Annotated in this window: 16 protein-coding genes; 6 read left to right on the top strand and 10 right to left on the bottom strand. The window is 72.9% G+C overall.

Annotated features, from left to right (window positions below; all coding sequences use genetic code 11):
• Positions 1–25 precede the first annotated feature (25 nt).
• The 4 genes from Sru02f_RS32930 to trhA form a co-directional block, all read right to left on the bottom strand.
• The gene (locus Sru02f_RS32930) at positions 26–376 is read right to left on the bottom strand and encodes a hypothetical protein (RefSeq protein ID WP_159107557.1); all 351 of its coding nucleotides are present in this window, start codon (positions 374–376) and stop codon (positions 26–28) included.
• A 49-nt stretch (positions 377–425) separates the two neighbouring features.
• Positions 426–1,157 (bottom strand): Mut7-C RNAse domain-containing protein, encoded by a 732-nt coding sequence (locus Sru02f_RS32925; RefSeq protein WP_109033157.1) that lies wholly within the window; start codon positions 1,155–1,157, stop codon positions 426–428.
• 33 nt (positions 1,158–1,190) lie between these two features.
• Positions 1,191–1,886 (bottom strand): acyl-CoA-like ligand-binding transcription factor, encoded by a 696-nt coding sequence (locus Sru02f_RS32920; RefSeq protein ID WP_109033158.1) that lies wholly within the window; start codon positions 1,884–1,886, stop codon positions 1,191–1,193.
• A gap of 61 nt (positions 1,887–1,947) precedes the next feature.
• A complete protein-coding gene (gene trhA / locus Sru02f_RS32915) occupies positions 1,948–2,652 on the bottom strand; it encodes a PAQR family membrane homeostasis protein TrhA (RefSeq protein ID WP_109033159.1) in 705 nt (234 codons plus the stop codon).
• Between the two features lie 286 nt (positions 2,653–2,938).
• On the opposite strand from trhA, the gene Sru02f_RS32910 reads away from it, so the two are divergent.
• Positions 2,939–4,780: a phosphoenolpyruvate carboxykinase (GTP) gene (locus tag Sru02f_RS32910; protein ID WP_109033160.1), complete on the top strand. Its 1,842-nt coding sequence runs from the start codon at positions 2,939–2,941 to the stop codon at positions 4,778–4,780.
• Between the two features lie 314 nt (positions 4,781–5,094).
• Here Sru02f_RS32910 and Sru02f_RS32905 read toward each other — a convergent pair whose 3' ends face one another.
• Positions 5,095–6,045, bottom strand: coding sequence for an SMI1/KNR4 family protein (locus tag Sru02f_RS32905; protein ID WP_109033161.1), 951 nt, complete (start codon positions 6,043–6,045; stop codon positions 5,095–5,097).
• A complete protein-coding gene (locus Sru02f_RS32900; RefSeq protein ID WP_109033162.1) occupies positions 6,042–7,442 on the bottom strand; it encodes an SMI1/KNR4 family protein in 1,401 nt (466 codons plus the stop codon). The genes Sru02f_RS32905 and Sru02f_RS32900 overlap by 4 nt, the downstream gene beginning before the upstream one ends.
• A 213-nt stretch (positions 7,443–7,655) precedes the next feature.
• Between Sru02f_RS32900 and Sru02f_RS32895 the strand changes: the two genes are divergently transcribed.
• Positions 7,656–7,838, top strand: coding sequence for a hypothetical protein (locus Sru02f_RS32895; RefSeq protein ID WP_109033163.1), 183 nt, complete (start codon positions 7,656–7,658; stop codon positions 7,836–7,838).
• A gap of 84 nt (positions 7,839–7,922) precedes the next feature.
• Here Sru02f_RS32895 and Sru02f_RS32890 read toward each other — a convergent pair whose 3' ends face one another.
• A complete protein-coding gene (locus tag Sru02f_RS32890; protein ID WP_109033164.1) occupies positions 7,923–8,345 on the bottom strand; it encodes an SCO4983 family protein in 423 nt (140 codons plus the stop codon).
• A 73-nt stretch (positions 8,346–8,418) separates the two neighbouring features.
• Entirely contained in the window at positions 8,419–9,630 is a 1,212-nt protein-coding gene (locus tag Sru02f_RS32885; RefSeq protein WP_102931996.1) for a pyridoxal phosphate-dependent aminotransferase, read from the bottom strand.
• Positions 9,631–9,863: 233 nt separating this feature from the next.
• Between Sru02f_RS32885 and Sru02f_RS32880 the strand changes: the two genes are divergently transcribed.
• A complete protein-coding gene (locus tag Sru02f_RS32880) occupies positions 9,864–10,745 on the top strand; it encodes a S1 family peptidase (RefSeq protein WP_109033165.1) in 882 nt (293 codons plus the stop codon).
• 37 nt (positions 10,746–10,782) lie between these two features.
• Here Sru02f_RS32880 and Sru02f_RS32875 read toward each other — a convergent pair whose 3' ends face one another.
• Positions 10,783–12,393, bottom strand: a complete 1,611-nt coding sequence (locus tag Sru02f_RS32875; RefSeq protein WP_109033166.1) for an N-acyl-D-amino-acid deacylase family protein — start codon at positions 12,391–12,393, stop codon at positions 10,783–10,785.
• Between the two features lie 28 nt (positions 12,394–12,421).
• Entirely contained in the window at positions 12,422–13,723 is a 1,302-nt protein-coding gene (locus Sru02f_RS32870) for an amino acid deaminase (RefSeq protein ID WP_109033167.1), read from the bottom strand.
• A 136-nt stretch (positions 13,724–13,859) separates the two neighbouring features.
• Here Sru02f_RS32870 and Sru02f_RS32865 point away from each other — a divergent pair, with 136 nt between their 5' ends.
• Genes Sru02f_RS32865 through Sru02f_RS32855 form a run of 3 tightly spaced genes read left to right on the top strand, consistent with a single transcriptional unit; the run spans position 13,860 to position 16,083 of the window.
• Positions 13,860–14,915, top strand: a complete 1,056-nt coding sequence (locus Sru02f_RS32865; protein ID WP_109033168.1) for a sugar kinase — start codon at positions 13,860–13,862, stop codon at positions 14,913–14,915.
• Positions 14,912–15,676 carry an IclR family transcriptional regulator gene (locus Sru02f_RS32860; RefSeq protein ID WP_109033169.1) on the top strand — a complete coding sequence of 255 codons (765 nt, stop codon included), beginning with the start codon at positions 14,912–14,914 and terminating at the stop codon, positions 15,674–15,676. Before Sru02f_RS32865 ends, Sru02f_RS32860 begins: the two co-directional genes overlap by 4 nt.
• Entirely contained in the window at positions 15,673–16,083 is a 411-nt protein-coding gene (locus tag Sru02f_RS32855) for a RidA family protein (RefSeq protein WP_109033170.1), read from the top strand. Before Sru02f_RS32860 ends, Sru02f_RS32855 begins: the two co-directional genes overlap by 4 nt.
• Positions 16,084–16,089: the final 6 nt, after the last annotated feature.

Raw genomic sequence — 16,089 nt, 5'->3', positions numbered from 1 at the left:
GCACCGGTCCGGCCCGCCCGGGGCGTCAGGCGCCGGCGAGGATCAGTGCGCCCAGCGTGAGCTGCGTGCCCCACTGCAGGGCCACGGCCCCGCACCTGGCGGGCGCCCACCGGGTGCGGGGCCAGGCCAGGGCCAGTGCGCCCAGGGCGGCCGAGGCCCAGAAGCACGCCCACAGGGCGTCGCCGGGCACCCCCGAGCACTGCTCGCCGTACGTCAGGCAGCGGCTGCCGCGCTCGGAGGCGAGCACGACGGTCCACGCGAGGACGACGGTCGGCAGGAGCAGGACGAGTCCGGCCACGGAGCCGGTGGTCAGGGCGCGGGCGGACAGCCGGGCGTGGGTGAGCTGGGCGGAGGGGAGCCGGGGCGCGGTGGTCATGCCGACCATCACACCGCGCGGCCCGGCCGCCGGTGATCGGCCGAACTGCTCAACCGCCCTGAGTACTCCTGCTCACGGCGCGCTCCACGATCGCCTCCAGCTGCTCGTGGTGCGCGCCCCGCCAGTAGGCGCGGCCGCACGCGGTGCACTGGGCGAAGACGTCGTACGAGCGCCGGGTGCCGCCCTCGAGCTGCTCCGCCACCTCCTCCTTGGTGGCCGTCCTGAGCAGTCCATTGCAGGCGGTGCACCGCGTCCAGGGGCTGAGCGCGGGCCGGAACCGGTCCAGTACCTCCTGGAGCTGCTCCTCGGGGCGGGTGCTGTAGACGTAGGCGCCGGCCCACAGCTCGCGGCGGCGCAGCAGTCCGCGGTCGCGGCTGAGCAGGACCCGCTTCTCGGCCGCCGACAGCGCGGCGAGCGCCGGGTCGCCGAGGTCCGTCGACTCGTACGCCGTGTCCACGCCGAGCAGCCGCAGGCGGCGGGCGAGGGTACCGAGGTGCACGTCGAGCAGGAACCGCAGGGGAGCGCCCGGAACCCGCTGGGGGTGCCGGACGGGCCGTACGCGCACCGACTCGCCGCCCGTCGGGATGTGGCCCGGCGGGACCTCGCGGCCGTCGACGAGCAGGGCGCCGACCTCGGTCAGCGGGACCCCGAGGGACTCGACGAGATGGCCGAGGGTGGAGACGCCGTCGGTGGCCGCGCGGGCGGCGCCGGTGGGGCGGGCGCGCGGGACGAACAGGTGCAGCTCGGGGGCGAACTCGACGTGGATCTCGGGACCGTTCACCCGGTCAGGATCCCACGGGGCCGGGCCGGGGCCTCAGTCTTTTCGAGGGCCGTCCCGACGGTCCGCCCGGTGGCATCCCCGGTCGCCCTCCCGGTGGCTTTCCCGGAGGGCGGGCAGCCCGTTCTCCAGGGCGTCCAGGGCGCGGTCGACCAGCTCGGTCAGGCTCTCCTCGTGGTCGTGCTCGGCCCAGTACCTGGAGACCTCCATCAGGCCGCCGACCAGGGACATCGACACGATCCTGACCTCGAGGCCGGCCGGGTCGAGGCCGGTGCGGTCGGCGATGGCGCGGGCGAGCATCCGGCCGGTGGCCGACATGTTCTCCAGCATGCGCGCCCGCACGGCGGGGACCTCGGCCAGCAGCCGCGTCCGCAGCCGGGCCAGCTCGGCCTCCTCACCGGCGCCGAGGTCGAGGGCCTTGCGGAGCACGTGCCGCAGGGAGTCCGACCACGGTTCCCCCGCGGGCCGGGCGGCGAGTTCCGCGGCCATGACCGGGTCGTACTCGTCGGTGAGGACGATGTCCTCCCTGGTCGGGAAGTAGCGCAGCACGGTCGACGGCGACACCTCGGCGCGCTCGGCGATCTGCTCGACCGTAGTGGCCTCGTACCCCTGCTGACGGATCAGCCCGTAGGCCGCGGCGCGGATCGCCTCACGGGTCTGGATCTTCTTCCGCTCCCGCAGGCCCGGCCGCGGGGCCCCGGCGGGGGAGAGGGGGGAACGTGCCGCGGTCATAGGCATCATTGTCGGCCACGCGACGGCCGGTTGGCGACCGTGCGACGACGACCCTCGGCGGCTAGTACGCGACCAGCGAGATCCCCACGTAGTGCGCGATGAAGGCGGCCAGCGTGAAGGAGTGGAACACCTCGTGGAAGCCGAACCAGCGCGGTGACGGGTTGGGGCGCTTGAGGCCGTAGATCACGCCGCCCGCGCTGTAGAGCAGACCGCCGACGATCACCAGGACGAGGACGGCGATGCCGCCGGCCCGCATGAACTCGGGCAGGTAGAAGACGGCCGCCCAGCCCATGGCGAGGTAGCAGGGGGTGTAGAGCCAGCGCGGGGCGCCGACCCAGAAGACGCGGAAGACGATCCCGGCCGCGGCGGCCGCCCAGATGCCCCACAGCAGCCACTCGCCCTTGGCGCCGGGCAGCAGCAGCATCGTGAGCGGGGTGTAGGTGCCCGCGATGATCAGGAAGATGTTGGCGTGGTCGAGGCGGCGCAGGACGCCGTCCATGCGCGGGCTCCAGTCGCCCCGGTGGTAGAGCGCACTGACGCCGAACAGCAGGCAGGCGGTGAGGACGTAGACACCGCAGGCTATGCGGGCCTCGGACGTCTCGGCGAGCGCGGTGAGCACCAGACCGGCGATCAGGACGGCGGGGAACATACCGAGGTGCAGCCAACCGCGCAGCTTCGGCTTGACCGGATGCGGGAGGGAGAGCGCCACGGGCCCGCGGCCGCCGGCCGGCAGGTCCCTGGGCGCGTCGGGGACGGACGCAGTCATGGGCGCATCGTACCTACGGTTCCGTAAGTTACGTGTCAGTACGGACGTATGACGAACGGCGAGTGGCCATCGTCTCACGGGAAGTCCGGCGGGGCACCCCCGATCCGGCGGCGTGGCGATCCTCACGCCGCTCAGTTGTGACGCCCTCTGGACAGATGGGCACTCAGGTCGGATGATCAAATGAGTGCGGTCGACACCGGATGAGCGCCCACGAGGCACACGTCACGCATCCGGGTCGCAGCCCCCACGGGGCCTCCAACAAAAAACCCCTCATCTAGGAGCAATCGTGGCGCGCGACATCGCGGCTCCCCCCGTCCCCACCAACCACCAGGAACTGATCTCGTGGGTGAACGAGATCGCCGAACTGACCCAGCCGGACACAGTGGTCTGGTGCGACGGATCCGAGGCCGAGTACGAGCGCCTGTGCGGGGAGCTCGTCGAGAAGGGCACCTTCCGCAAACTCGACCCGATCAAGCGCCCCAACTCGTACTACGCGGCCTCCGACCCCACCGACGTCGCGCGCGTCGAGGACCGGACCTTCATCTGCTCCGCCAAAGAGGAGGACGCCGGGCCCACCAACCACTGGAAGGACCCCGCCGAGATGCGGGAGATCTTCACCGGTGACCAGGGAGAAGGCGGCCTGTTCCGCGGCTCCATGCGCGGCCGGACCATGTACGTCGTGCCCTTCTGCATGGGCCCCCTCGGCTCCCCGCTCTCCGCGCTGGGCGTCGAGATCACCGACTCCGCGTACGTCGCCGCCTCGATGCGCACCATGACCCGCATGGGACAGCCGGTCCTGGACGAGCTGGGCGAGACGGGCTTCTTCGTCAAGGCCGTGCACTCCGTCGGCGCCCCGCTGGAGCCCGGCCAGGCGGACGTCCCCTGGCCCTGCAACAGCACCAAGTACATCTCGCACTTCCCCGAGGACCGCGAGATCTGGTCCTACGGCTCCGGCTACGGCGGCAACGCCCTGCTCGGCAAGAAGTGCTACGCCCTGCGCATCGCCTCCGTCATGGCCCGCGACGAGGGCTGGCTCGCCGAGCACATGCTGGTGCTGAAGCTGACGCCGCCCACCGGTGCACCCAAGTACGTCGCCGCCGCCTTCCCGTCGGCCTGCGGCAAGACCAACCTCGCCATGCTGGAGCCCACGATCTCCGGCTGGACCGTGGAGACCATCGGCGACGACATCGCCTGGATGCGCTTCGGCGAGGACGGCCGCCTGTACGCCATCAACCCCGAGGCCGGCTTCTTCGGCGTCGCACCCGGCACCGGTGAGCACACCAACGCCAACGCCATGAAGACCCTCTGGGGCAACTCGGTCTTCACCAACGTCGCCCTCACCGACGACGGCGACGTGTGGTGGGAGGGCATGACCGAGGAGACCCCGGCCCACCTCACCGACTGGAAGGGCAACGACTGGACGCCCGAGTCCGGTACGCCCGCCGCGCACCCCAACGCCCGTTTCACCACGCCCGCCGCGCAGTGCCCGATCATCGCGCCGGAGTGGGAGGACCCCAGGGGCGTGCCGATCTCCGCGATCCTCTTCGGCGGGCGCCGCGCCACCGCCGTACCGCTGGTCACCGAGTCCTTCGACTGGAACCACGGCGTCTTCCTCGGCGCCAACGTGGCCTCCGAGAAGACCGCCGCCGCCGAGGGCAAGGTCGGCGAGCTGCGCCGCGACCCCTTCGCCATGCTGCCGTTCTGCGGCTACAACATGGGCGACTACATGGGGCACTGGGTCGACGTGGGCAAGTCCGCCTCGCAGAGGGGGGACCAGTCCAAGCTGCCGAAGATCTACTACGTCAACTGGTTCCGCAAGGACGACGCGGGCCGGTTCGTCTGGCCCGGCTTCGGTGAGAACGGCCGCGTCCTGAAGTGGATCGTCGAGCGTCTGGAGGGCAAGGCGGACGGTGTCGAGACCCCGATCGGCGTGCTGCCGACCAAGGAGTCCCTGGACACCGACGGACTCGACCTCGCCGACGCCGACCTGGAGTTCCTGCTCAGTGTGGACAAGGAGGTCTGGCGCGAGGAGGCGGCACTCGTCCCCGAGCACCTGAACACCTTCGGCGACCACACGCCCGCCGAACTGTGGGACCAGTACCGGGCCCTGGTGCGGCGCCTGGGCTGAGCACCGTCCCCACCCAGCTCCGTGGCCGGTCCGACTAGCCCTGACCCGCGAAGTCGTCACGAAGGCCGGTCACGTAGGGGGTCTCCCCGCGCTCCAGTAGCTCTTCGCACCCCGGAGCGCGGGGAAGCCCCGCTCGGGCCGGGTCCCCGCACAACGGCGTGCGACGGACCCGGCCCTTCGGCACGTCCGGACCCGCCCTTCCGGCACGTCCGGGCCCGCCCTTCCGGCACGTCCGGGCCCGCCCGGCATCGCGGCCGGTACGGCGGTCGGCGCTCCGAACGGTCCGCCAGGTGCCGATGGTGCCGATGGTGCCGTCAGACCCGGCCTTCGTCCGAGGCCGCCGGTCCGTAGTCCTGGTACCAGTGGACGTCGAACCAGCGGGCCGTGGAGAACGGGTGGTCCGGCTCGGTGAGCATGCGGTGGACGAACTCCCCGGCCGGGCCGTCGAACCGCTGCCAGGAGTCGGGGACGTCCTCCTTCGCCAGTACGGGCCACCTGTCCGGGTCGGGATCCCCGGTGAGCCAGTAGAAACCGTCCGCCTGCTCGGTGCTCGCCCACTGCAGCAGCCCGCCGGGGGCCGGATACACCGGGTACGGCTCCCACAGGCGGCTGCCGTGCGTGCGGGCCCACTCCCCGAGCCACGCGGTGTGCCGGACGATGTCCGCGCTCCGGTCGTGCGCGTCGGGGACCTGGAGTTGCAGGTAGCCGTCGAAGGCACCGGCGCCGCCGAAGATCTCGACGAGCCGCTTGTAGTCGCCGGGCAGCGGCGTCCCGAGCCGTGCCTCCACCGCCGGCCAGTCGACCGCCCGGGCCCGCGCCGTCCCCCACCCGGTGACGGCGACGATCCCGTCCACCCAGGTCGCGGGCGCACTCGCCCCGGCCGCGGGATCCGCCCGCTCGGCGACGAGCACCACGGGCCGGACGGCACCGTCCGCGTCGTCGGCGCGCACCGTGCCGCAGCCGATCCACCGGTCCCCGTACGGCCACGCCCGCATCTCGACGACCCGCTCCCCGAACGGCGTGCCGAGCGGCAGCCCGGCCGGCCCGCCCGCCGCCTCGGTGGTGCCGCCGGTGACGAGGCGGAGCGGCTCCCCGAACCGCGAGCCGATCGCCTCCTCGATGCCGGGCAGACCGGCCCCCGCGGGCGGCACCAGGCACACGTGCCCCGCGCCGTGCCCCGCCGTCCCGCACACCGGCGTGCCCGTGCGCTGCGCGGTCAGCCGGTGAACGGCCGCCAGCAGCCCCTCGAGACCGTCCCCGCTCACCGGGCGCCGCCCTCCGCCGTCCGGTCGGTGCCCAGGTCGCCTTCGAGGACCGTCCGGCTGATCAGCGGGCGGTCCCACAGGGACAGGAGCTCGTTGGCGAGGGCGATGATCTCCGGCGGGTGGTGTTCGCCCCGCACCGCGATGTGGGCCGCCAGCAGACTTGGGGGGACGGCGCCCGCGTCGAGCAGGACGCGCCAGTCCCGGGGGCCGAGGCGCAGGTACTCCAGACGCGTCAGCCCGGCGATCTCCAGCGGGTCGGCGAGCGTGCCCGGGTAGGCGTCGAGGGTGCGCAGCCGGGGGAGTCCGGCGACGGGGGCGAGGCTGCGCGGCTCGCCCTCCCGCCCGCCGAGCACGAGCACCTCCAGCTCGGGACGGGCGGCGGCCGACACGTCGTCGCCGAGGACGTTCAGCCGGGCGACCACCGGCGGTTCGTCCCGGTTCCGGCCCGCGTTCCACTCCGCCCGGCCGTTCACCACCATGTCGGTGAGGGACTCGGCGAGCAGTCCGGCGCCGATGCTGTCCTCGTGGCCGATCATGACGACCTGCCCGGTGTGCCCGCCCGGCCCCGGGGTCAGGTCGAGGGCGAGCCGGTCGCCGCCGCCGTTGTCGCCGAAGGCGATCCAGCCGGGCGAGCCGACGAGGCCCTGCACGGCGGCGTCCGGTGCGGTGACGACGGCGTCCGTGGCGGCGAACTGCCACAGGCACGGGCGGGACCGCGCGTCCGCGACGTACAGCTGGTCCAGGGGGAGCAGCTCACAGCCGACCGCGTCGACGACGCGCTCCTGCGCCGCGTAGTCGCCGCGCCAGTCCTGCCACCGTGCCCGGACCACGCGGTAGAGCGCCTTCAGCTCGTCGGGCAGCGTGACACCGAGGCGCGCCTGCGCCTCGGCGATCTCCGCCTCGGTCGCGCCGACCGCTTCGGGGAGCCGCTCGCGCAGGGTCCGCTCCAGCAGCGCCGGGTCCGCCGACGGCGCCGGAACCGCCCCCGGCACCGCTTCGGGCAGCCGCCGCCAGGGCTCGGGGACCGCCCCCTCGACCAGCACCAGGGTCCCGACGAAGGGGCTGACGAGGCCGTGCTCCACGGCGGGGCCGGAGTCGACGACATGGAGCGCGGTCCTCCCGTCCGCGAGCGTCTCGACCATGAACGACACCGAGTCCTTGCCGTGGGCCCTCAGGGCGGCCTGGATCGCCTCCACCGCGGTGAACTCGTCCTGCATGTCCTCCACCAGCGACGCGCGCCCCGGCGCGGGGTGCGGCCGCCGCACGGGCACGCTCCACCCGCCGAGACCGATCTGCCCCATGACGTGACCCCCGGGCCCGGCGAGCCGCTCCGGGTGGGACGCCCGCACGAGCCGCAGCAACGGCTCCCAGGTCGCGAAGTCGTGTATCGAGGACAACGGCGTTCTCCGTCCGCTCGCTCGGTGGGCCGGCCGCCGGGCCGCCGACGCCCCTGATCCCCTTGACGCGGAGCGATCCTAGGCGCGCCCACCGACAACGCCCCGGCGCGCGACGGGCATGCGCCACTCTGCGCGCGGTACTCGGGGGAGTGCGACCGCGAGAACCAGGAGGAGCGCGACCGCGGAGAACAGGGAAAGGGAGAGGGGCCGGGCATGGCAGACGGTGACGACTTCTACAAGCGGGACCGGCCGCGGGACCCCGACCCGCAGCTGAAGGAGGACCGCCCGCGCGGTGGCGGCCCGGAGGACCCGGACGGCCGCGGTACCTGGCCCGTGTGGGCGATCGTTCTCGCGATCATCCTGGTCTTCGTCGTCCTGACGGTGATCTTCGGCTGACCGGCGGACGGAGGATGTGTGGCACCCGGTCCGCGCGTCGCTGCGGGTGCGCGCGGACCGGGGCCGTTCGGGGGCCCGGGAGGGCTAGCGGGACGCGAGCGGGCGCGGCTCCAGGGCCGCGGAGTGCGCGTCCATGCGCTCGGCGGTCAGGATCGCGACCGCCGTGTCGGCGCGGGAGGCCGCGACCACCAGGGCGCGGGCCGCCAGGGTGTGCGCCCGCCGGTGCAGGGCCGCCGGTAGCGGCTCCGTGCGGGCGGCGGCCACTTGCAGGCGGGTCGGCGCCTGCCCTCCCCGCAGCCGGGTCACCTGCTCGGCCAGCCGCTCGGCGGCGGCGTCCAGGCCGGTGTCGGGGCCCAGCGCGCGCAGTTCGTCGGTGACGGCGAGCAGCGCCGCGAGATGGCCGGCGAGCTGGATGTCCAGCTCCTCGTCCCGGGATCGGCCGGGGAAGTCCGTGGTGGTGCCGGCCATCGTGCTGTGGACCGACTTGCTGCGGATCGGCTCGTACATGGATGGCCTCCTGAGTGCTTCAGGAAGCCATCCTATATTAGATTCAATCTAAAGTTGACGGTGTTCGGGACACTCAGTGCTGGCCGTAGCCGTCCAGGAAGTTCCCGATCCGGCCCACCGCCTCGCGCAGGTCCGCGGCCGTCGGCAGGGTCACCACCCGGAAGTGGTCGGGCTCGGGCCAGTTGAAGCCGGTGCCCTGGACGACCATGATCTTCTCCTGGCGCAGCAGGTCCAGGACCATCCGCCGGTCGTCCTTGATCTTGAACACCTTGGGGTCGAGCCGTGGGAAGAGATACAGCGCACCCTTCGGCTTCACGCAGGTCACGCCGGGAATGCTGGTCAGCGCCTCGTGGGCGGCGTCCCGCTGCTCGCGCAGCCGCCCGCCCGGCAGCACCAGCTCGTTGATGGTCTGCCGCCCGCTGAGCGCCGCGACCACGCCGTGCTGGCCCGGCATGTTGGCGCACAGGCGCATGTTCGCCAGGATCGTCAGGCCCTCGATGTAGGACTCGGCGTGCGCGCGCGGCCCGGAGATCGACATCCAGCCGACCCGGTAACCGGCCACCCGGTACGCCTTCGACATGCCGTTGAAGGTGAGGGTGAGCAGGTCGGGGGCGATCGCGGCGGTCGGGGTGTGGGTGGCGTCGTCGTAGAGGATCTTGTCGTAGATCTCGTCGGAGCAGACCAGCAGGTTGTGCCGGCGCGCGATGTCCGTCAGCCCGCGCAGCATCGCGTCGTCGTAGACCGCGCCCGTCGGGTTGTTCGGATTGATGATCACCAGTGCCTTGGTGCGGTCGGTGATCTTCCGCTCCACGTCCGCGAGGTCGGGCATCCAGTCGGACTGCTCGTCGCAGCGGTAGTGCACCGCCGTACCGCCGGACAGTGAGACGGCGGCCGTCCACAGCGGGTAGTCCGGGGCCGGGACGAGGACCTCGTCGCCGTCGTCGAGCAGGCCCTGCATCGCCATCACGATCAGCTCGGAGACGCCGTTGCCGATGAAGACGTGCTCGACGTCCGTCTCGATGCCGAGGGTCTGGTTGTGCATGACGACGGCCCGGCGCGCCGCCAGCAGGCCCTTCGCGTCGCCGTAGCCGTGCGCCGTGGAGACGTTGCGGAGGATGTCCTCCAGGATCTCCGGCGGGCACTCGAAGCCGAAGGCCGCCGGATTGCCGGTGTTCAGCTTCAGGATGCGGTGCCCGGCCGCCTCCAGCCGCATCGCCTCCTCGAGCACCGGGCCCCGGATCTCGTAACAGACGTTGGCGAGCTTGGTCGACTGGATCACCTGCATGTCCGCGAGCTTACGACCCGGTTACGGCCCATGGGCCGTGTCTTCCGCCACGTGAGACGCCCCCGTCCGGGTGGCCGCGGCCGCCGGTGACGGTGCCGGCGGGCCGGTTCGCGCCAACTGGCGGCCGGTTACCGGCCCTTGTCCGCACCCCTCTCCGTCATGAGAATGCTCATGACAATACGGCGCCGCCCGGACGACCTCCGGCCGGTGCCCTCCAAAGAGGGGACCCCCACATGAACAAGCCTCTCCTTGCCGCGCTCGCCACCCTGGCCGTCACCGGGGTCGGCGTGGCACCGGCGGCCGCGTCACCCGCGGCTCCCGCGTCATCCGCGGCTACCGCGGCTACCGCGTCGCCCGTGTCATCCGCGGCTCCCGCCGTCCGCGCCGTGTCCTTCGCCGGCACCGTCGCGCTCAGCAACTGCTCCGGCTCGGTCGTGCGCCTGCCCGCCTCCGAGGACGACGACCCGGCGCTCGTCATGTCCAACGGCCACTGCCTGGAGACCGGCTTCCCGGCGGCCGGCGAGGTCGTCGTGGACCAGCCCTCCAGCCGCACCTTCGGGCTGCTCAACGCCTCCGGCACCCGGGTCGGCACGCTGCGGGCCGGCAAGATCGCCTACGCGACGATGACCGACACGGACGTCTCGCTCTACCAGCTCACCAGCACGTACGCCCAGATCCGCGGCTCCTACGGGATCAGCCCGCTCACCCTGAACGACACCCGACCCACGGCCGGTACCGCGATCACCGTCGTCTCCGGCTACTGGAAGCGCACCTACGCCTGCAATGTCGACGGGTTCGCCTACCGCCTGAAGGAGGGGGAGTGGACCTGGAAGGACTCGGTCCGCTACACCTCCGCCTGCCAGACCATCGGCGGCACCTCCGGATCGCCCGTCGTCGACAACGCCACCGGCGAGGTCGTCGCCGTCAACAACACGGGCAACGAGGACGGCGGGCGCTGCACCGACAACAACCCCTGCGAGGTCGCCGAGGACGGCACCGTGACGGTCCGCGAGGGCATCAACTACGGCCAGCAGACCTACCAGATCCCCGCCTGCTTCGGCCTGGACAACAAGCTCGACCTCTCGCGCAGCGGCTGCGTCCTGCCCAAGCCGTAGGGGCTGCCCGCGCCGGCCCCGGCGGACCGGCCCGGGCTCAGCGCGGAACCCGGCGCACCGACCGTCCGGCCAGCACGTCGGTGCGCCGCCCGTCCTCCATCACGAAACGCCCGTCGACCAGCACGTACGGGATGCCCGTGGGCAGCACCCGCGGCTCCTCGAACGAGCTGCCGGCGGCCACCGTCGCCGGGTCGAAGAGCACCAGGTCGGCGCGGTACCCCTCGCGGACCAGCCCCCGGTCCGGCAGCCGCAGCCGGGCCGCCGGGCGCGAGGTGAGGTGGGCGACGCACTCCTCCAGCGGGAGCACGCCCAGCTCGCGCACGTAGTGGCCCAGGTAGTGCGGGAAGGTGCCGTAGGCGCGCGGGTGCGGCTTGGCGCCCTGGAGGATGCCGTCCGAGCCGCCGGTGTGGACCCGGTGCCGCATGATCGCGCGCACGTTCTCCTCGTGGCCGACGTGCTGGAGGATGGTCGGCGCCAGCCGGTCGGCCAGCAGCAGGTTCCGGGCGACCGTCCACGGGCTCTCGCCGCGCAGCCGCGCCGACTCCAGCACCGTGCGGCCGACGTACTCGGCGAGCGCCGGGTCGCCCGTGCCGGAGATCTCGATCGTCTCCCACTCCATGGGCACGCCGTGGGAGCCGTCGGAGCCGATCTCCTCCATGTGGTGCCGGATGCGTTCGGCGGTGTCGTCGTCCGCCAGCCGCTTCAGGATCTGCTCCGGACCGCCCTCGCTCGCCCAGCTCGGCAGCAGCGCCACGAGGGTGGTGCAGCCAGGGGTGTACGGGTAGGTGTCGAGGGTGATGTCGGCGCCGCCCGCGAGTGCCTCGTCGAGCAGGGTCAGCAGCTCGGGCGCCTTGCCCTTGTTCACGCCGAAGTTCATGGTGGCGTGCGCCAGGTGCAGCGGGCAGCCCGCCTCCCGGGTCAGCTCCACCATCTCCTCGTACGCCTTCAGGGCCCCCGCCCCGTACGAGCGGTGGTGCGGGCAGTAGTAGCCGCCGTACGACGCCACCACCCGGCACAGCTCGGTCAGCTCGGCGTCCTTGGCGTACATCCCGGGCGTGTAGGTCAGCCCCGACGACAGGCCGACCGCGCCCTGCTCCAGGCCCTCGGCGACCAGGCGCCGCATGTGCTCCAGCTCCGCCTCCGTCGCCTCCCGGTCGTCCCAGCCGACGGCGAGGGCGCGCACCGTGCCCTGCGGGATCAGGTACGCGGCGTTGACCGCGATGCCCCGGTCGAGCCGGTCCAGGTACTCGCCGACCGACCGCCAGTCGAAGTCGACGTCGTCCCCGTGGCCGTTCCACCCGGCGATCGCCCGGCGCACCTCGCCGAGGGTGCGGTCGTCGACCGGCGCGTACGACAGTCCGTCCTGGCCGATGACCTCCAGGGTGACGCCCTGGGCGGCCTTGGCGCTGTGGTCGGGGTCCCGCAGCAGCGCCAGGTCGCTGTGGGCGTGCATGTCGATGAAGCCGGGGGACAGGACCAGGCCCTCGGCGTCCAGCTCCCGGCGCGCCTTGGGGCGCTGGCAGCCGGCGGCCGCCGCCTCCTTGACGATCGAGACGATCCGGCCGCCGTCGACCACGACGTCGGCTCGGTAGGAGTCGCCGCCGGAGCCGTCCACGACGTCGGCGTCCCTGATGACCAGCTCTTCCATGCCTGACTCCTCCTGGATCCCGGGTCCTCTAGAAGAACGTGCGGATGTAGTCGACGACCGTCCCGTCCGCCTGCGCGAGCGGGATCAGCTGCCACTTGTCGAAGGAGGTGCACGGGTGGGACAGGCCCGCCCCGACCCAGTCGCCCACCGCCAGGTCCGCCTCCCCGCCCGTGCGCAGCCAGGCGTGCTGGTCGGACAGACCGGTCACCTCGACGCCGGTCGCCGGACGCTCCGGACCGCCGTCCGCGGGGCGCACCACCTGGGCGAAGGGCAGGTGCAGGTCGTACGCCGCGTCCCGCTTGCCCGCGTTGGTGAACGCCTGCTCGGGGGAGGGGCGGGAGACGACCTGGCTCCACAGCCGGAACGCGGGCTCCAGGGCGCCCTCCTCGGGGACCCGGTTGAAGGGGGTCAGCTCGCGGTAGTGGCCGTCGTCGTGGGAGACGTACGCGCCCGAGCGCAGCAGCTTCAGCACCGGCCGGGACAGGTCGGGGACCTCGGCGAACACGTCGGCCACCGCGTCGAACCAGGCGCTGCCGCCCGCGCTCAGCAGGATCTCCTCCAGGCCGTCGAACCGCCCGGCCTTGTCGAATTCGACGGCGAGCGCGACCAGCCGCCGCAGCCACGCGTGCACCCGCTCCGGGTCGGCGTCCGGCACCTCGCCCTCGTACCCGGCGACACCGGCCAGCCGCAGCGTCCGCGCGCCGGCCACCGCGTCGGCGACCGCGGCGCACTCGGCCTCGGTGCGCACACCGGTCCGAGCGCCCGCACCGGCGCCCAGCTCGACCACGACGTCCACCGGGCGGGCGGCGCCCGCGTCCGTCAGGGCCGCGTCCATCAGCTCGACGCCGCGCACGGAGTCGACGTAGCAGAGGAAGCCGAAGTCCGGGTCGGCGTCCAGCTCGGCGGAGATCCAGCGCAGGGCGGCGGCGTCGACCAGCTCGTTGGCCAGGAAGACCCGCTGGATGCCGAACGCCCGCGCCACCCGTACCTGGTGCGGCACGGCCAGGGTGATGCCCCAGGCGCCGTGCTCGATCTGGCGGTGGAAGAGCTGCGGCGCCATGGAGGTCTTGCCGTGCGGCGCGAAGGCGAGGCCGTGCCGGGCGGAGTACGTCTCCATGAGCTTCAGGTTGTGCTCCAGGCGCTCGGCGGACAGCGCGAGGACGGGGGTGGTGAAACCGCCGGTGAAGAGGTTGCGGCGCTGTCCGGCCAGCTCGGCGACGGTCAGGCCGTAGGCGTCCGGCGGGAGGCCCTTGAAGCGGTGGTCGACACGCTCCCCGGCCAGCTCGGCGAGGGCTTCGCGGCCGCCTGCGGGGCCGTTGTCGAGGGCCATGGAGCCTCCCTGATCTGATCCGTTGCAAATCCTGCAACGATCGTTGCGTATATCGCTTACTGCTGTCTAACATCTCGGCGAACGCGGGGTCAACGGAGCAGCCGCCCGCGAGACGCGACGAGGAGCCCCCACCATCGTGACCGCCATCGGACGAACCAGCACCGCCCCCGACGTCGTGGACGTCGTCGCGCTCGGCGAGTCCATGGTCACCTTCCTGCCCTCCCGGCCCGGGCGCCTCGCCGACGTCCCCTCCTTCGACCGCGCCATAGGCGGCGCCGAGTCCAACGTGGCCTGCGTGCTCGCCGCCGCCGGACACTCCGCCCGCTGGATCGGCCGGGCCGGCGCCGACGGCTTCGGCGACCACCTCGTCGAGGCGATCGGCGCCTACGGCGTCGACGTCTCCGCCGTGCGCCGCGACCCCGCCCGCCCCACCGGCGTCTACTTCCGCACCGCGGGTGACCGCGCCACCGACGCGCACGAGGTGGCCTACTACCGGGCGGGCTCGGCCGCCTCCGCGATGTCCGTGGACACCATGGACCTCGACGCGATCCGCTCCGGCCGCGTCCTGCACCTGTCCGGCATCACCCCCGCGCTCTCCGCCGACTGCCTCGGCCTGGTGCGCGAGCTGACCGCCCGCCGACCCGGCCGGCCCCTGGTCTCCTTCGACGTCAACCACCGCCCGGGCCTGTGGCGCGACGCCCGGCACGGACACGGCCCCGAGGTGCTCCTGGAACTGGCCCGCGGCGCCGACCTCGTCTTCGTCGGCGACGACGAGGCACGGGACGCCTGGGGTCTCGGCGGACCCGAGGCCGTCCGCGCCGCGCTGCCCGAGCCGGAGCTGCTCGTCGTCAAACAGGGCGCGAGCGGCGCCACCGCCTTCCACGGCACCGACGCCACCTCCGTGCCCGCCCTGCACGTCGACGTCGTCGCCGCCGTCGGCGCGGGCGACGCCTTCGCCGCCGGGTTCCTCTCCGCCACCCTGCGCGGAAAGCCCGTACGCGAGCGCCTGCGCCACGGCCACCTCTGGGCCGCCGCCGCCCTCACCGTCCCCGCCGACCTCGCCGCACCCCCCGCCCGCGGTCACGCCGACCGCCTCGTCGCCCTCGACGACGCCGCGTGGGGGAGACTGCGACTCGGCCCCGGCTGGACACACGCCGCGGAAGGGGCCGAGGAGGAGGTACGTACGCCATGAGTCAGACCGTCGACCGCGCGCTCAGCATCCTGCCGCTGCTCGCCGAGGGCCCCGCCGACCTGGGCCGGGTCGCCGAGCGCCTGGGCGTGCACAAGTCCACGGCCCTGCGGCTGCTGCGCACCCTCCACGAACACGGCTTCGTCTACCGGCAGTCCGACCAGCGCTACCGCCTCGGCGCCCGGCTCATCTCCCTCGCCCAGGAGGCGATGGAGAACCTCGACGTCCGCGAGATCGCCCACCCCCACCTCGTACGCCTCAACGAGCAGGTCGGACACACCGTCCACCTCGCCGTCCACGAGGAGGACGAGGTGCTCTACATCGACAAGGTCGAGAGCCGCTACCCGGTCCGCATGTACTCCCGGATCGGCAAGCCCGTCGCCATCACCGTCGCGGCCGTCGCCAAGCTGCTGCTGGCCGACCTCCCCGAGGACGAGCGCCGGGCCGTGGCCGAGCAGCTCGACTACCCCATGTACACGGCCCGTTCGACACCCAACGCCGACGGGTTCCTCAAGGAACTCGCCAAGGTGCGCGAACAGGGCTGGGCCACCGACCTCGGTGGCCACGAGGAGTCCATCAACTGCGTCGCCGCGCCCATCCGGGGCGCCGACGGCCGGGTGGTGGCCGCCATGTCGGTCTCCGCGCCGAACGTGGTCGTCACCGCAGACGAACTCCTCACCCTGCTCCCGCTGGTGCGCCGTACTGCGGACGCCATCAGCGGCGAGTACTCCGGCAGGACCCCAGTCAAGGAAGTCACCGCATGACCGACAAGATCGCTCTCGTCCCCGCGACCCACACCGTCCCCCCGGCGAAGTTCAGCCACGGCGTGAAGAAGGGCAACATCCTCCAGGTCGCCGGCCAGGTCGGTTTCCTCCCCCACGAGGAGGGCAAGGCCCCCACCCCGGCCGGCCCGACCCTGCGCGAGCAGACCCTCCAGACCCTCGCCAACGTCAAGGCGATCCTGGAGGAGGGCGGCGCCTCCTGGGACGACGTGATGATGATCCGCGTCTACCTCACGGACGTGGACCACTTCGCCGAGATGAACGAGATCTACAACGCCTACTTCGCGGAGCAGGGCCTCACCCAGCCGCCCGCCGCGCGCACGACCGTCTACGTCGGTCTGCCCGCGGGCCTCCTCATCGAGATCGACGCGCTCGCCGTCCTCGGCTGACCTTCC

Origin of the sequence: Streptomyces rubrogriseus (assembly GCF_027947575.1) — a bacterium.
Classification (GTDB): domain Bacteria; phylum Actinomycetota; class Actinomycetes; order Streptomycetales; family Streptomycetaceae; genus Streptomyces; species Streptomyces rubrogriseus.
The sequence above is the reverse complement of the archived record's forward strand: the minus strand, read 5'-3'. Positions and strand labels throughout refer to the sequence as shown.

What these genes read in the sequence shown, in the direction of transcription:
- Sru02f_RS32930 (WP_159107557.1), bottom strand. Translation starts at nt 376, where the DNA reads ATGACCACCGCGCCCCGGCTCCCCTCCGCCCAGCTCACCCACGCCCGG.
- Sru02f_RS32885 (WP_102931996.1), bottom strand. Translation starts at nt 9,630, where the DNA reads ATGCAGGTGATCCAGTCGACCAAGCTCGCCAACGTCTGTTACGAGATC.
- trhA (WP_109033159.1), bottom strand. Translation starts at nt 2,652, where the DNA reads ATGACTGCGTCCGTCCCCGACGCGCCCAGGGACCTGCCGGCCGGCGGC.
- Sru02f_RS32895 (WP_109033163.1), top strand. Translation starts at nt 7,656, where the DNA reads ATGGCAGACGGTGACGACTTCTACAAGCGGGACCGGCCGCGGGACCCC.
- Sru02f_RS32875 (WP_109033166.1), bottom strand. Translation starts at nt 12,393, where the DNA reads ATGGAAGAGCTGGTCATCAGGGACGCCGACGTCGTGGACGGCTCCGGC.
- Sru02f_RS32890 (WP_109033164.1), bottom strand. Translation starts at nt 8,345, where the DNA reads ATGTACGAGCCGATCCGCAGCAAGTCGGTCCACAGCACGATGGCCGGC.
- Sru02f_RS32870 (WP_109033167.1), bottom strand. Translation starts at nt 13,723, where the DNA reads ATGGCCCTCGACAACGGCCCCGCAGGCGGCCGCGAAGCCCTCGCCGAG.
- Sru02f_RS32920 (WP_109033158.1), bottom strand. Translation starts at nt 1,886, where the DNA reads ATGACCGCGGCACGTTCCCCCCTCTCCCCCGCCGGGGCCCCGCGGCCG.
- Sru02f_RS32860 (WP_109033169.1), top strand. Translation starts at nt 14,912, where the DNA reads ATGAGTCAGACCGTCGACCGCGCGCTCAGCATCCTGCCGCTGCTCGCC.
- Sru02f_RS32855 (WP_109033170.1), top strand. Translation starts at nt 15,673, where the DNA reads ATGACCGACAAGATCGCTCTCGTCCCCGCGACCCACACCGTCCCCCCG.
- Sru02f_RS32880 (WP_109033165.1), top strand. Translation starts at nt 9,864, where the DNA reads ATGAACAAGCCTCTCCTTGCCGCGCTCGCCACCCTGGCCGTCACCGGG.